Source organism: Streptomyces sp. NPDC030798 (genome assembly GCF_055572275.1).
Genome location: NZ_JBVIDR010000010.1, coordinates 204,883 through 219,166, shown reverse-complemented (window position 1 = coordinate 219,166; position 14,284 = coordinate 204,883). Strand labels below are relative to the sequence as shown.

The following is a 14,284-nucleotide window of genomic DNA, read 5'->3' as shown; positions in this document are numbered from 1 at the left end:
TCAGCGGGTCGCACCCGTTACGAGCCAGCGGCCCGAGCGGGTACGCACCCACAGCGTCAGCATGCGCACCGTCATCATCAGCGTCATGGCCGCCCAGAGTGCGGTGAGGCCTCCGCCCAGCGTGGGGACGAGCAGCGCCACCGGGGTGAACACAGCCAAGGTGATCACCATGGCCCAGGCGAGATAGGGCCCGTCGCCCGCTCCCATCAGGACGCCGTCCAGGACGAAGACGATCCCGCAGATGGGCTGGGAGAGAGCCACCATCAGCAGCGCGGGCAGTGCTGTGTCCTTGACCAGGGAGTCGCTGGTGAACAGTGGGAGGAACAGGGGGCGGGCTGCCACGACGAGCAGGCCCAGGACGACACCGGTCGCGATGCCCCACTGGACCATGCGGCGGCAGGCCCCCCGGGCGCCCTCGGCGTCGCCGGCACCGAGACAGCGGCCGATGATGGCCTGTCCGGCGATCGCGATCGCGTCGAGGGCAAAGGCGAGCAGGCTCCACAGGGACAGGATGATCTGGTGGGCTGCGATGTCGGCATCCCCGAGATGTGCCGCGACCGCTGTGGCGATCATGAGGATCGCCCGCAGTGACAGTGTGCGGACCAGGAGAGGAACGCCGGCCTGGGCCGAGGCCCGGATACCGGCGGCGTCCGGGCGAAGGGATGCGCGATGTCGACGGGCCCCGCGTACGACCACGGTCAGATAGACCGCCGCCATGGCCCACTGCGCGATGACCGTGCCCCAGGCCGAGCCGGCGATGCCGAGCCCGGCGCCGTAGACAAGCCCCGCGTTGAGCCCGGCGTTGGCGATGAAGCCTGCGATGGCGACGTACAGCGGGGTCCTGGTGTCCTGCAGGCCGCGCAGCACACCGGTGGCGGCGAGGACGATCAGCATGGCCGGAATGCCTAGGGTGGAGATGCGCAGGTACGTCGTGGCGTAGGGGGCGGCGGTGGCGGAGACACCGAACAGGTCCACGATGCCTGTGGCCAGGGAGAGGACGAGGGTGACGACCGCGGCACCGAGGAGCAGGGCGAGCCAGATGCCGTCCATGCCCTGACGAATGGCCGCCTGGAGATCGCCGGCGCCGACACGACGGGCGACGGCCGCGGTGGTGGCGTAGGCGAGGAAGACGAAGACGCTCACGGCGGTGGTGAGGAGGGCCGACGCCACGCCCAGTCCGGCGAGCTGCGCGGTTCCGAGATGGCCGACGATCGCACTGTCGGCCATGACGAACAGTGGCTCGGCGACGAGGGCACCGAAGGCCGGCACGGCCAGCGAGACGATCTCTCGGTCATGCCGTCGGCGAGTGGCCTGGGGGATCGCGCGGGCCTGTGTCATGAGCACTAATCTAATCGTCCACAGGTAAGAGATGCAATGACCTACTGGTCCTTACGTGGCGCCTCGATGCGTGTGCTTGTGCACACCGGTGCGCGTGATCTTGATCCGACCGTGAAAGTTTTTCTTCTGCACAGCCGGTGGACATCAAAGTTGCAGGTCAGCGCGCTTTCCCTCAAGGGATCGAGGGCTTGTTCACAGGGCTGTCCACCGGGTCGTGCACAGGTTTCGGTGAGTTCTCCACAGCCTGGCGGCCGTCGTCCACATGGCCTGTGGATAACCAGATTGGCTGACGCCCCCGACAGGCCTACCGTGGTCCGGCGCCCGCTCCTTCCCCTGGCCCGGGAACCGTCACAAATCCGACGGGCCAGAACCGGAGTCGGGCCTCTCATGTGTCAGTGCCGTGCCGTACAACAGAGGGCACGGCGAGGTCCGCTCCGCGGACGGGAGGAGGTGGCTCGGTGAGCATTTCCGAGCCCTTGGACGATCCGTGGGCCGAGGCCGGACCCAGTGATCGTCTGCCTGCCTCCCGTCGCCGCAGTGACGGCGGCCGGGGCCGTGAGGAACAGCACGACCGGGGTCGCGAGAGCGGCGGCTGGGACGGCGGGGGCTCCTCCTTCGAGCGGGTGCCGCCCCAGGATTTGGACGCCGAACAGTCCGTTCTGGGCGGCATGCTGCTGTCCAAGGACGCCATCGCCGACGTCGTCGAGATCCTCAAGGGCCCCGACTTCTACAAGCCCGCGCACGAGACGATCTACCAGGCGATCCTCGACGTCTACGCCAAGGGTGAGCCGGCCGACCCCATCACCATCGCCGCCGAGCTCACCAAGCGCGGCGAGATCAACAAGGTCGGTGGCGCCGCCTATCTGCACAGCCTCGTCCAGACCGTGCCGACGGCGGCCAACGCGGAGTACTACGCGGAGATCGTGCACGAGCGGGCCGTCCTGCGCCGGCTCGTCGAGGCCGGCACCCGCATCACCCAGATGGGATACGCGGCGGACGGCGACGTCGACGACATCGTCAACCGGGCCCAGGCCGAGATCTACGCCGTCACCGAGCAACGCACCAGCGAGGACTATCTGCCGCTCGGCGACATCATGGAGGGCGCGCTCGACGAGATCGAGGCGATCGGCTCGCGCAGTGGCGAGATGACCGGCGTGCCCACCGGGTTCACCGACTTCGACTCGCTGACGAACGGCCTGCACCCGGGCCAGATGATCGTCATCGCGGCCCGTCCGGCCATGGGTAAGTCGACCCTCGCACTGGACTTCGCCCGAGCGGCCTCGATCAAGCACAACCTCCCCAGCGTGATCTTCTCCCTGGAGATGGGCCGCAACGAGATCGCGATGCGTCTGCTGTCGGCCGAGGCCCGCGTCGCCCTGCACCACATGCGCTCCGGCACGATGACCGACGAGGACTGGACCCGGCTGGCCCGTCGCATGCCGGACGTCTCGGCCGCTCCGCTGTACATCGACGACTCCCCGAACCTGTCGATGATGGAGATCCGTGCCAAGTGCCGGCGTCTGAAGCAGCGCAACGACATCAAGCTGATCGTCATCGACTACCTGCAGCTGATGCAGTCCGGCGGTTCCAAGCGGGCCGAGAGCCGTCAGCAGGAGGTCTCGGACATGTCCCGTAACCTCAAGCTGCTCGCCAAGGAGCTGGAGATTCCGGTCATCGCGCTGTCCCAGCTCAACCGTGGCCCCGAGCAGCGCACCGACAAGAAGCCGATGGTCTCCGACCTGCGTGAGTCCGGCTCCATCGAGCAGGACGCCGACATGGTGATCCTGCTGCACCGCGAGGACGCGTATGAGAAGGAGTCGCCGCGCGCCGGCGAGGCCGACCTGATCGTGGCCAAGCACCGTAACGGCCCCACGGCGACGATCACCGTCGCCTTCCAGGGCCACTACTCCCGCTTCGTGGACATGGCCCAGACCTGAGCCCGGCCGCCGCCCTGTCGGCGAAATGAACTCGACGCACGCAGTCCCAGCGGCTGGACTGACCCCATGACGACATCTCAGGAAGAATTGCTCCCGGGAACCCGGCGGGCCCTGCTGCACCGCATCGCTGTCGCGCAGTCCGAGGGCCGGGCGCCGTCGCTGGTCGCCGCGGTCGTGCGGGGCGGCCAAACCCTCTGGCACGGTTCACGCTCCTCGGTGGACGGGCACGCACCGGACGAGAACGTGCAGTACCGGATCGGATCGATCACCAAGACGTTCACCGCCGTGCTGGTGCTGCGGCTGCGCGACGAGGGCGTGCTGGATCTCACGGATCCTCTGGAGAAACATCTGCCGGGCACCGGAGTGGGGGAGGCGACGATCGCCGAGCTGCTCGCCCACACCGCCGGCCTGGCGGCCGAGTCGCCCGCTCCCTGGTGGGAGCGGACTCCCGGGTCACTGCGCCCCGAACTGAGCGATGTCCTCGGCGAGCAGCCTCTCCTGCACCCCGTCGGCCGGCGCCACCACTATTCCAATCCCGGGTACACGTTGCTCGGTGCCCTGGTGGAGGAGCTCCGTGGCGCCCCCTGGGAGGAGGTCCTGCGCAGCGAGGTGCTCGAACCGCTCGGACTCGACCGCACCACCACACAGCCCGAGGCGCCGCATGCGGGCGGGTGGGCCGTGCATCCCTGGGCCGACGCGCTGCTGCCCGAACCGCTGGAGGACCTCGGCCGGATGGCTCCCGCCGGCCAGCTGTGGTCCACCACTCGCGACCTGGCGCGGTTCGCGGTCTTTCTGGCCGGAGGAGACGACCGGGTGCTGAGCGTGGAGTCGCTGCGCGAGATGCGGACGCCCGCGGCGCCCGCAGAGTCCGCGGACGTGGCGGACGGGGCGGCCTACGGCCTCGGCCTGCAGATCCAGCACCGGGACGGCAGGCTCCTGGCCGGGCACTCGGGGTCGCTTCCGGGCTTCCTCGCCAACCTCACCTTCAGCGTGGAGGACGACGTGGCGGCGGTCGTGCTGGCCAACTGCACCAGTGGCCCGCTGCTGGGAGCGGTCGGTGCGGACCTCGTCCGCATCGTGGCGGAGGCGGAACCCCGCATCCCTGAGCCGTGGCGTCCGCTGCGCGAGGCCGACCCGCAGGTCATGGAACTGGCCGGGCAGTGGTACTGGGGCACGCATCCCTTCGCCCTGCGGGTCATGGCCGACGGGCATCTCACGCTGGGACCGCTGACCGGTGGCGGCCGCCGGACACGCCTCCGCTCGAACGGAGACGGGTCGTGGACGGGGCTGGAGGGGTACTGGGCGGGGGAGTTGCTCCGGCCGGTCCGCCGTCCGGACGGCTCCGTGAGCCATCTCGACCTCGGCTCGTTCGTGTTCACCCGGCAGCCGTACGAGGAAGGTGCCGGCGTGCCCGGCGGGGTGGACCCGAAGGGCTGGCGAGGCATCGCCGACTAACGGTGCCTTGGGGTGGGTGTCTCACGTGAGGGCGTTTCACGTGAAACACCCACCCCGGCTCTCGTCAGAGCGGGAGCTTGAAGCCCACGTGGGAGGCGGTGAAGCCGAGCCGCTCGTAGAAGCGGTGAGCGTCCGTGCGGCTGCTGTCCGAGGTCAGCTGAACCAACTGGCACCCCTGGCGCCGGGATTCCTCGATCGCCCACTCGATGAGCCGGGTGCCCAGGCCGCTGCCCCGCTCGTCGGCGTGAATCCGAACGGCTTCGATGACGGAGCGGGTCGCCCCTTTCCGGGAGAGTCCCGGGATGACCGTCAACTGGAGGGTGCCGACGACCCGGCCTTCGCGCACTGCCACGACGAGGTGCTGGTTCGCGTCCGCGTTCAGCCGTTCAAGCGCTACCCGATAGGGCGTCAGGTCCTCAGGTGACTCGCGCCGGGCGCCCAGTGGATCGTCGGCGAGCATGTCGACGATGGCCGGCAGGTCGTCCGCGGTGGCTCGGCGTATATCAAGATCTCCCATGGCCCGCACCCTATGCGGGCACGTGCAGGGACTCCACGACCCGTACCAGGGGCACGAGGGCCGGATTCTTCGCGGCCTCGTCGAGCGCCTCGCGCAGCGCGGCGTCATTGGTGGGCCTGGCCTCCTCCAGAAGCTTCAGGCCCGCCTCGGTGACGTTGGTGTAGATGCCGCGACGGTCGGTGGGGCAGAGGTAGCGCTCCAGGAGGCCGCGGTCCTCCAGGCGGGTAACCAGTCGGGTGGTGGCGCTCTGGCTGAGCACCACCGCGTCCGCGACCTGCTTCATCTGCAGATGGCCGCCTTCGCCGTCGTGCTGCCTGCTGAGTACGTCCAGCAGGGAGTACTCGCGCACGCTCAGGTCGTGGCCGGCCTGCAGGGCGCGCTCGATGCGGGCCTCGATCCTCCCGTGCAGCAGGGAGAGGGCGCACCAGCCCTGGGCGAGGGCAGTGAGCGCGGGGTCCGTCGCGGTCATGGGCGTTCTCCTCCGACTTCTCCGTCTCGGAGCGGCTCTCTCCCAGGATAGGGCAAGACCGCAATAGCCATCGGTTGCCTATATGCCGCGTGTGCAATTATTGTTGTTGAGCGAAAAGAGCTCATGCAATCATCTGAAAGGTGTCCTCCATGCCTCTCGCGCTTCTGGCCCTCGCGATCGGGGCCTTCGGGATCGGAACGACCGAATTCGTGATCATGGGCTTGCTGCCCGAGGTTGCGAGCGACTTCGGGGTGTCCATTCCCACCGCGGGCCTGCTCGTGACCGGATACGCCCTCGGCGTGGTGACCGGCGCCCCGCTGATGACCGTGCTCGGCACCAAGGTCTCGCGCAAGAGGATGCTGATGCTGCTGATGGCTCTGTTCATCGCCGGCAACCTGCTCTCGGCCCTGGCGCCCTCGTTCGCGGTCATGCTGATCGGACGGGTGGTCGCCTCCCTCGCCCACGGCGCCTTCTTCGGCATCGGCTCGGTCGTCGCGGCCGAACTGGTGGCTCCCCACAAGAAGGCCGGGGCCATCGCCCTGATGTTCACCGGTCTCACGGTCGCCAACGTCGTCGGGGTCCCGCTCGGCACGCTCGTCGGGCAGAGCGCCGGCTGGCGTGTCACCTTCGGCATCGTCGCCGCCCTCGGTGTCGTCGGCCTGGCCGGCATCGCCCGGCTGGTGCCCGAGTTGGCGCGGCCCGAGGGCGTGCACCTGCGCCATGAACTGGCCGCCTTCAAGAACGTCCAGGTGCTGCTGGCCATGGCGATGACGGTTCTCGGCTTCGGCGGTGTCTTCGCGGCCATCACCTACATCGCCCCGATGATGACCCGCATCGCCGGGTTCGCCGACGGGTCGGTCACCTGGCTGTTGGTGCTGTTCGGTCTCGGCATGGTCGGCGGCAACCTCGTCGGCGGCAGGTTCGCCGACCGCGCGCTGATGCCGCTGCTGTACGTCTCGCTGGGTGCCCTGGCCCTCGTCCTCGCGCTGTTCACGCTCACCGCGCACGACAAGATCGCGGCCGCCGTCACCATCACTTTGATCGGCGCCCTGGGCTTCGCGACCGTCCCACCGCTGCAGAAGCGCGTCCTGGACCAGGCCCACGGTGCACCGACGCTCGCGTCGGCCGTGAACATCGGCGCTTTCAACCTGGGCAACGCGCTCTCGGCCTGGCTCGGCGGCATCGTGATCGCGGCGGGATGGGGCTACACGGCACCGAACTGGGTCGGCGCCGCCCTCGCCGCCGCCGCCCTGATCCTCGCCGTCCTCTCGGCCGCCCTGGAGCGCCGCGACGGCGCCCGGAACGCCGTGGTGGCCTCCGGAACGCCGACCGGGCAGCGCACCCCCGTCCACCACTGAGCCCGGCGGCGGGCGGCCGAGGAGGCCGGCTCCGCTGCGAGCTGCAACAGCGCCGGTCACCGCTCAAAGAGGTGACCGGCGTTTCGCCGTGCGCCGTCTCAGCCGGCGGCCACCGTCAGCGGAGCGAACCGACGCGTCCAGTCCCCCGGAAGCTCCGTGATGCCGTAGGTCATGACGTCGGTGAAGGCCGCGGAGGCCAGTCCCCGGGCCTTCGCCCAGCTCAGCAGCTCCTCATGACGCACGTCGATGTCGGTGCGCAGCGGACGGTCCGTATGGTGTGCGAGCGAGGTGATGAGCGCTTTTGCCGTGTTCGTGTCCCGGGCGATCAGTGGGCCGACGACATGGGTGCCCATGTTGGGCCACGCGGCCGCGTAGCCGGTGATCCGGTCGCCCTCCTCCGCCACACGCAGGTGGTCGGCGAAGGCGGGCAGGCGGGTGATCAGGGGAGTCCGGTCGGCGCCGAACACCTCCTCGTCGAGACGGAGGATCGAGGGCAGGTCCTCCGCGGTGGCCGCACGCGTCACCACGCCGGGGTCCTCGCCGCCGGTGGCGAAGCGGCCCATCAGCCTCTCCGCCCGGCCCGTGACCTTGAAGCCCAGCTCTTCGTACAGCGGGCGCCCGTGCGGAGTGGCGTACAGGGTCAGCGGTGTGGTGCCCATGGCCGAAACGACCTGGTGCATCAGGCGGCGTCCGACGCCCTGGCGGGCGTGGCGCTCCGCCACCAGGACCATGCCGATGGCACCGAGGCTCACCCGTTCCCAGGAGCCGTACTCCGTGACGACGCAGGCGGCGACGAGGCCGCCGTCGGGGTCGTCGATGCCATAGCCCTTGCCGGCGGTGAGGAGGAAGCCCCACTTGTGCTCCTCGCGTGGCCACCCCCGGTCTTCGGACAAGTCGGCGCAGGCGGTGAGGTCGCGGAGCGTCAGACGGCGGATGGGCAGGGAAGCGAGAGAAGGAGTCGGCACGCAGGTCAGGCTGTCCGACGGGCACCCCCGGCGTCCACCTGTTTCGGCGCATACGACAGTGCTTTTGGCCATGGCGTGCTCCTGGGCGCACGCGGCGACCGGCAGGGCGTTTCACGTGAAACACCCGCCGGGCCGCCCCCTGCAGCCGTCGGCCTAGCCGAGGTCGGGGGCGTGCATGGCGCGGACGCCCTCGATGTTGCCGTCCAGGTAGTGCCGCAGCGACAGCGGAACGAGGTGGACGGAGGCGATGCCCACCCGTGTGAAGGGGATGCGGACGATCTCGTACTCTCCGGCGGGCTGGTCCACCTCGGGGCCGTGGCGCAGCGAGGGGTCCATGGACTCCAGCCTGCAGACGAAGAAGTGCTGTACCTTCACGCCGGTCGCGCCGCCGTCCTCACCGATGTGCTCCACGGTGTCCACGAAGCAGGGGACTACATCGGTGATCTTGGCGCCGAGCTCTTCGTACACCTCGCGGTGCAGGGCGTCGACGACGGTCGGGTCGCCGGGTTCGACTCCGCCACCGGGAGTGACCCAGTAGGGATCGACACCGGGCTTGGTGCGCTTGATCAGGATCAGGTCGTCACCGTCCAGCAGAACGGCACGGGCGGTGCGCTTGACCACGGGTCGGACGGTCATGGGAGAAATGTGGCCCGGCTGGTTCCACGTGAAACATCGCACGGCGCCACCGGTCAAGCGCACGGCGTGAACGACGCGAAGAGCGCCTCAGCTCCAGCTCGCGGCCGCCCGCTGGAGCCACTCGTGCGCCCGCGCGATGTGCGGCATGGCGAGCGTGCCGGTGCGCGCCACCAGGAAGTACGTGCGCAGCGGAGGCACCGCGGGATCGTGCAGCAGGACGACCTCGCCGCGGTCGAGGGCGGAGGCGCACAGATAGCGGGGCAGCACCGCCAGCCCGGCCCCCGCGACCGCGCAGGCGAGCACCGCGCGTAGATCAGGGACGATGACCGTGCCCGAGGCGGCCGGGCGTGAGTCGAAGACGGAGGCCCAGTAGCGCGAGACGAGGGGCAGTGACTCATGGACCTCGACGACGGGCAGGTTCTCCAGCGCGGGCGCGCCCTTCAGGCGCAGTACGCCGGGGCCGATCCGCTCGGCCCAGCGCGCGGAGGCGACCAGCACATGCTCCTCGTCGCACAGCGCGGTGGCGGTCAGCAGGGCACCGCGCGGGCGGGCGGTACTGATCGCCAGATCGTGGTGCCCGGCGGCCAGTCCCTCCAGCGCTTCCTCCGCGGTGCCGAAGGAGGTGCGCAGCGCGAAGCCCTGGCCGTCGTCGCCGGCCAGTTCCGTCAGGGCGGGAAGGGCGCGCTCGGCGGTGAACTCCGGTGGCCCGGCGAGGTGCAGCGTCCGTAACGAGGATTCGTCGTCGAGCCCGCTCTCGGCTATCTCCACCAGGGCGTCGAGATGGGGGGCTGCCTTGTGGGCGAGTTCGTCACCCACGGTCGTGGGTGTCACCCCGCGGGCCTGCCGGAGGAACAGGGGGCGGCCCACCTGCCGCTCCAGGGTGCGGATCTGGGAGGTGACGGCCGGCTGGGAGAGACCCAGCAGGGCCGCGGCGCGGGTGAAGGAACCGGCCCGGTGCACGGTGACGAAGGTGCGCAGCAAGGCCAGATCCATGGCAGGGCCTCCCCTTTCCCTGCCCTTCTCCGGCCCCCGGGCAGGGACCAACTATAAATAAGTCGATAGGTCTCTGTCGCTACCGTGATTGGACACTGACAGCGAGTCAATTAGCCTTGTTCGCGCGGTTCTTCGCGCGCAGAACCGAGGACGGTCCGAGCCACGAGGGGGGAGGCTCGGACCGTCTGCGCTGTTGAGCGGGTGTGTCCGGCCGGTTCACCCGGCCGATGCGTCGAGGGCGCGCAGAAGGTCCGCCACCAGGTCCTCCGGGTCCTCGGCACCGACGGACAGGCGGATGAAGCCCTCCTCGACCGCGTCTCCGCCCCAGCGGCCCCGGCGCTCGGCCGTGGACCGCACCCCGCCGAAGCTCGTCGCGTCCTCGACCAGGCGCAGCGCCTCGAGGAAACGCTCGGCACGCGCGCGCGTGGGCAGCGTGAAGGAGACCACGCAGCCGTAGCGGCGCATCTGCTGCGCGGCGACCTTGTGCGCGGGGTCGTCGGGCAGCCCCGGATAGCGCAGCCCGGACACCTCGGGCCGCCGGCGCAGGGCTTCGGCGACGGCCAGGGCGGTGGCGTTCTGCCGGTCGACGCGCAGCTGGATCGTGGCGATGGAGCGGTGCGCGAGCCAGGCCTCCATGGGGCCCGCGATGGCGCCGACGATCTTGCGCCAGCGTCGTACGGCCGTCATCGCCTCGCCGGCCCGTCCGGTGACGTAGCCCAGCAGGACGTCCCCGTGCCCGGTGAGCTGCTTGGTTGCGCTGGCCACGGCGAAGTCGGCCCCCAGCTCCAGCGGACGCTGCCCGAGCGGCGTGGCCAGGGTGTTGTCGACGGCCACCAGGGCGCCCTGCGCGTGCGCCGCCGCCACCAGCCGCCGGATGTCGCACACGTCGAGCCCCGGGTTCGACGGTGACTCGATCCACAGCAGCCGCGCCCCGTCGAGGACCTCCAGCTGGGCGTCGCCGCCGGTGGGCGCGGTGCGCACCTCGATGCCGTACGCCTCCAACTGGGCGCGGACCAGCGGTAGCGCCTGGTAGCCGTCGGAGGGCAGCACGACCGCGTCCCCGGCCCGCAGCTGGGAGAACAGCACCGAGGAGATCGCCGCCATGCCGGAGGCGAACACCAGCGTCTCCACGTCGTCCCGCCCGGGTGCCTCCAACTCGCCGATGGCGCGCTCCAGCAGCGTCCAGGTGGGGTTGTCGTCCCGGCCGTAGGAGTACGGTCCCGTCACCTCGCCGGGCAGGTGGAAGTGCGCGGCGAACACCGGTCCGGGCAGGGTCGGTTCGTGCTTGACCGGCTCGGGCAGTCCGGCCCGCACCGCGCGCGTGCCGTCGCCGGTGCGGTCCGCGTCGATCCTCGCGTCGCTCATGCGGCCCGTCCCTCCAGTCGTTCCCGTACCGCGGCGAGCAGGCCGGTGCTCGCCTCCTCCACCATCTCAAGGCACTCCTCGAAGCCGTCCCGGCCCCCGTAGTACGGGTCGGGTACGTCGAGGTCGTCGCCCGCGTATTCAGGGGCGGGCGAGGCACTCCTGGACGCCTGGTGGCCGGGCGACGGGCGGGCGAAGGAGCGCAGCAGGCGCACCTTGTGCGCGTCCTCCTCGGTGGGCGCGAGGCGGCGCAGGGCCTTCAGATGGCCGGTGTCCAGGGCGATCACCAGATCGAGCCGGGCGAACCAGGAGGGCTGGAACCGGCGGGCGACGTGCGCACTTCCGTAGCCGTGTTCCTCGAGGACCGAGACGGTGCGCGGGTCGGCGGCCTCCCCCTCGTGCCAGCCACCGGTCCCGGCGCTGTCGATCTCCACCCGGTCCTCCAACCCCGCCTCCTGCACGCGCGCGCGGAAGACGGACTCGGCCATCGGGGAACGGCAGATGTTGCCGGTGCACACGAAACAGACGCGGTAGGTCATGCTCAGTCCTCGTCGGGCAGGACGATGTTCAGCGCCCAGGAGACGACGGAAATGATCAGGCCGCCGAGCACGGCCGTCCAGAAGCCCTCCACGTGGAAGCTCAGGTCGAGCTTGCCGCACACCCAGGAGGTCAGCAGCAGCATGAGCGCGTTGACGACCAGGGTGATCAGCCCGAGGGTCAGGATGAACAGCGGAAAGGTGAGAACCTTCAGGATCGGCTTGACCAGGAAGTTCACCAGTCCGAAGATCAGCGCGACCACGATCAGTGTGCCGGCCTTCTTGGCCGTGCCGGCACCAGTGAGAGTGATCTTGTCGAGCAGCCACACCGCGACCGCCAGGGCGCCCGCGTTCACGATCGTCTTGACTACGAAATTCTTCATGTGTCTGATCGTGGCAGACCCGATCGGCGGCGAGCAGTGAGTGAGGACGGGCAACAGCGATGAAGGCATTCCGGCTGGACGAACTGGAGGCGGAGCGCGCCGCCAACGAGGGGGCCTACCTTCAGTTCCTGCGGGAGCGGAACATGTCGGTCGGCCTCTACGCCCTCAACGCGGGCGAGCACGACCCGCAGAAGCCGCACAACCAGGACGAGGTGTACGTCGTCGTCAGCGGCCGAGCGGCGATCACGGTCGGCCTGGAGACCACCCAGGTGGCGCGGGGCAGCGTGGTCTACGTCCCGGCCGGCGTCGCCCACAAGTTCCATCACATCAGCGAGGACCTGCGGGTCCTGGTCGTCTTCTCTCCGCCTGAGGCCTGAGTCCGGGCCTCGGGTTCCCTAGGGGGCGGGTCAGGGGAGGACAAGGGATGCGGAACCCCCGCCGGGCCCCCTCGCGGCCCTAGCATCGAGTGCAGACATCGAGAACTGCGAACGCAAAGGACGAGGGCGATGCGAGAGATCTTCGCGGGACTGCCGTGGTGGGTGAAGTGGGTCGCGGTGCCGGTCATCGCCCTGGTCGTGTTCGGCGGCCTGATAGCGACCGTCGTCGGCTTCGTGATCGGCCTGCTCTTCAAGGCCCTGGTCTTCGTCGCCCTGGTCGGTGGGCTGATCTACATCGTGCGCAAGTTCACGTCGAACTCCTCGTCGCGCAGCGACTGGTGAGGAGCATGGGGAGCCGGTGACAGCAACGCGCCTCACCGGTTCCCTCGGGGGAGGGAAGTTTCTCCGGCGGGCCGACTGCACGCGGTGGCGGACGGTTAGAGTCCGGAACCCCACGGGGCCGTGGCCCCGCGGGAGGCGTACACCCCCACCCGTGTTCTTCCTCCGCACGGGCTGCCCCACCCTCGCGCTTCGGGAGCGACCCTTGGCCACGGTTGACACCGCACCGGCAGAACCCCACGCACCCCCCGCCCCTCCGCGGTCCTGTGTACCCCCCATGCAGCGGCCGCCCACCACCCCCCTTCCCGCCCAGCAGTCCGCGACCCTCATCGGATCCGTGCAGCGCGCGATGCGCCTGCTGGAGACGGTCGCGGCCCACGAGTACGGCGCTCCCGCCAAACAACTCGCCCGCGAGACCGGCCTCGCCCTGCCCACCACCTACCACCTGCTGCGCACGCTCGTGCACGAGGGCTATCTGCGGCGGGACAAGGGCCTGTTCTTCCTCGGTGAGGCGGCCGAGCGGCTGAGCAGCAGCGGAGCGCAGCAGAAACGTCGCAGCACGGTGGCCGACACCCTCGCGCACTGGCGCGATTCCATCGGTGTGCCGGTGTACTACGCGATGTACCGGGACGGTGAGATCGAGGTCATGTGCGTCTCCGACTCGCGCGAGACCCCGGCGGTCGAGGAGTGGGCCGACTTTCGCGAGACCGGGCATGCGCACGCGATCGGCCAGTGCCTGCTCTCCCAACTCGACGAGGACGCCCGCCGCGACCACCTGGCCCGCTATCCGGTGCAGACCCTCACGCCCTACACCGTGCGCGACAACCACGCCCTGCTGCGCAGGCTGGCCAGGATGCCGCGGATGGAACCGGTGGTGGAGCGCCAGGAGTACGCGCTCGGCACGGTCTGCGCGGCGATTCCGATCACGGTCGGCACCTCGGCGGCCACCATGGCCATCTCGCTCCCCGCCCACCAGGCCGACCGGCTGCTGCCCGCCGCCCGCCTGCTGCAGGCCGAGGTCGGACGCCACCTCGGCGCGCTGACGCTCTCTATCAGTATCTGAAAACTCACTCCTTGTGATCTGCTGTGTACGTTCAGCAAGATTTGACCCACGGTCCAGGGATCGATCCCGGCCAGTCGATGTCATATGACGGGGTAGGCGATGCGCGAATCCGTACAGGCAGAAGTCATGATGAGCTTTCTCGTGTCCGAGGAGCTCTCCTTCCGCATCCCGGTGGAGTTGCGCTACGAGACCTGTGATCCCTACGCCGTGCGGCTCACCTTCCATCTGCCCGGTGACGCCCCGGTCACCTGGGCGTTCGGCCGCGAACTGCTGATCGACGGTGTCGGCCGGCCCTGCGGGGAGGGCGACGTGCACATCGCCCCCGCCGACTCCGAGGCGCTCGGTGAAGTGCTGATCCGGCTTCAGGTCGGCTGTGACCAGGCCCTGTTCCGCTCGTCGACGCCGCCGCTGGTGGCCTTCCTCGACCGTACGGACAAGCTCGTGCCGTTGGGCCAGGAGGGCGCGCTGGCCGACTTCGACGCCCACCTCGAAGAGGCCCTGGACCGCATCCTGGCGGAGGAACAGAGCGCGGGCTGAGCTCCCGGGGCCCGCGGGG

Annotated in this window: 16 protein-coding genes; 7 read left to right on the top strand and 9 right to left on the bottom strand. The window is 69.9% G+C overall.

Annotation, left to right across the window (positions count from 1 at the left end):
• Positions 1-1,338, bottom strand: coding sequence for an MATE family efflux transporter (locus ACZ404_RS23770; RefSeq protein ID WP_468443007.1), 1,338 nt, complete (start codon positions 1,336-1,338; stop codon positions 1-3).
• Positions 1,339-1,796: 458 nt separating this feature from the next.
• Between ACZ404_RS23770 and dnaB the strand changes: the two genes are divergently transcribed.
• Together dnaB and ACZ404_RS23760 are read left to right on the top strand one after the other, a co-directional pair.
• Positions 1,797-3,275: a replicative DNA helicase gene (gene dnaB, locus ACZ404_RS23765; RefSeq protein ID WP_468443005.1), complete on the top strand. Its 1,479-nt coding sequence runs from the start codon at positions 1,797-1,799 to the stop codon at positions 3,273-3,275.
• A gap of 66 nt (positions 3,276-3,341) precedes the next feature.
• The gene (locus ACZ404_RS23760) at positions 3,342-4,730 is read left to right on the top strand and encodes a serine hydrolase domain-containing protein (RefSeq protein WP_468443003.1); all 1,389 of its coding nucleotides are present in this window, start codon (positions 3,342-3,344) and stop codon (positions 4,728-4,730) included.
• Positions 4,731-4,794: 64 nt separating this feature from the next.
• On the opposite strand, the gene ACZ404_RS23755 is transcribed toward ACZ404_RS23760, so the two are convergent.
• A complete protein-coding gene (locus ACZ404_RS23755) occupies positions 4,795-5,247 on the bottom strand; it encodes a GNAT family N-acetyltransferase (RefSeq protein WP_468443001.1) in 453 nt (150 codons plus the stop codon).
• Positions 5,248-5,257: 10 nt separating this feature from the next.
• A complete protein-coding gene (locus ACZ404_RS23750; RefSeq protein ID WP_468442999.1) occupies positions 5,258-5,716 on the bottom strand; it encodes a MarR family winged helix-turn-helix transcriptional regulator in 459 nt (152 codons plus the stop codon).
• A gap of 149 nt (positions 5,717-5,865) precedes the next feature.
• Between ACZ404_RS23750 and ACZ404_RS23745 the strand changes: the two genes are divergently transcribed.
• Complete coding sequence (locus ACZ404_RS23745; protein WP_468442997.1) at positions 5,866-7,074, top strand: MFS transporter; 1,209 nt, start codon at positions 5,866-5,868, stop codon at positions 7,072-7,074.
• 98 nt (positions 7,075-7,172) lie between these two features.
• Here ACZ404_RS23745 and ACZ404_RS23740 read toward each other — a convergent pair whose 3' ends face one another.
• From ACZ404_RS23740 to ACZ404_RS23715, 6 genes are all read right to left on the bottom strand, one after another.
• Complete coding sequence (locus tag ACZ404_RS23740; RefSeq protein ID WP_468442995.1) at positions 7,173-8,039, bottom strand: GNAT family N-acetyltransferase; 867 nt, start codon at positions 8,037-8,039, stop codon at positions 7,173-7,175.
• 153 nt (positions 8,040-8,192) lie between these two features.
• The gene (locus ACZ404_RS23735) at positions 8,193-8,675 is read right to left on the bottom strand and encodes an NUDIX domain-containing protein (RefSeq protein WP_468442993.1); all 483 of its coding nucleotides are present in this window, start codon (positions 8,673-8,675) and stop codon (positions 8,193-8,195) included.
• 87 nt (positions 8,676-8,762) lie between these two features.
• Complete coding sequence (locus ACZ404_RS23730; protein ID WP_468442991.1) at positions 8,763-9,668, bottom strand: LysR family transcriptional regulator; 906 nt, start codon at positions 9,666-9,668, stop codon at positions 8,763-8,765.
• 216 nt (positions 9,669-9,884) lie between these two features.
• Complete coding sequence (locus ACZ404_RS23725; RefSeq protein WP_468442989.1) at positions 9,885-11,033, bottom strand: cystathionine gamma-lyase; 1,149 nt, start codon at positions 11,031-11,033, stop codon at positions 9,885-9,887.
• On the bottom strand, positions 11,030-11,569 hold the full coding sequence (locus tag ACZ404_RS23720; protein WP_468442987.1) for a low molecular weight protein-tyrosine-phosphatase: 540 nt from the start codon (positions 11,567-11,569) through the stop codon (positions 11,030-11,032). Before ACZ404_RS23720 ends, ACZ404_RS23725 begins: the two co-directional genes overlap by 4 nt.
• A gap of 2 nt (positions 11,570-11,571) precedes the next feature.
• Complete coding sequence (locus tag ACZ404_RS23715; protein ID WP_468442985.1) at positions 11,572-11,949, bottom strand: phage holin family protein; 378 nt, start codon at positions 11,947-11,949, stop codon at positions 11,572-11,574.
• Between the two features lie 59 nt (positions 11,950-12,008).
• On the opposite strand from ACZ404_RS23715, the gene ACZ404_RS23710 reads away from it, so the two are divergent.
• From ACZ404_RS23710 to ACZ404_RS23695, 4 genes are all read left to right on the top strand, one after another.
• Positions 12,009-12,326 (top strand): cupin domain-containing protein, encoded by a 318-nt coding sequence (locus ACZ404_RS23710; protein ID WP_468442983.1) that lies wholly within the window; start codon positions 12,009-12,011, stop codon positions 12,324-12,326.
• Between the two features lie 129 nt (positions 12,327-12,455).
• Positions 12,456-12,668: a DUF5326 family protein gene (locus ACZ404_RS23705; RefSeq protein ID WP_061922120.1), complete on the top strand. Its 213-nt coding sequence runs from the start codon at positions 12,456-12,458 to the stop codon at positions 12,666-12,668.
• A 202-nt stretch (positions 12,669-12,870) separates the two neighbouring features.
• The gene (locus tag ACZ404_RS23700) at positions 12,871-13,728 is read left to right on the top strand and encodes an IclR family transcriptional regulator (RefSeq protein ID WP_468442981.1); all 858 of its coding nucleotides are present in this window, start codon (positions 12,871-12,873) and stop codon (positions 13,726-13,728) included.
• A 99-nt stretch (positions 13,729-13,827) separates the two neighbouring features.
• Entirely contained in the window at positions 13,828-14,265 is a 438-nt protein-coding gene (locus ACZ404_RS23695; RefSeq protein WP_468442979.1) for an SsgA family sporulation/cell division regulator, read from the top strand.
• The last annotated feature ends 19 nt before the right edge of the window (positions 14,266-14,284 follow it).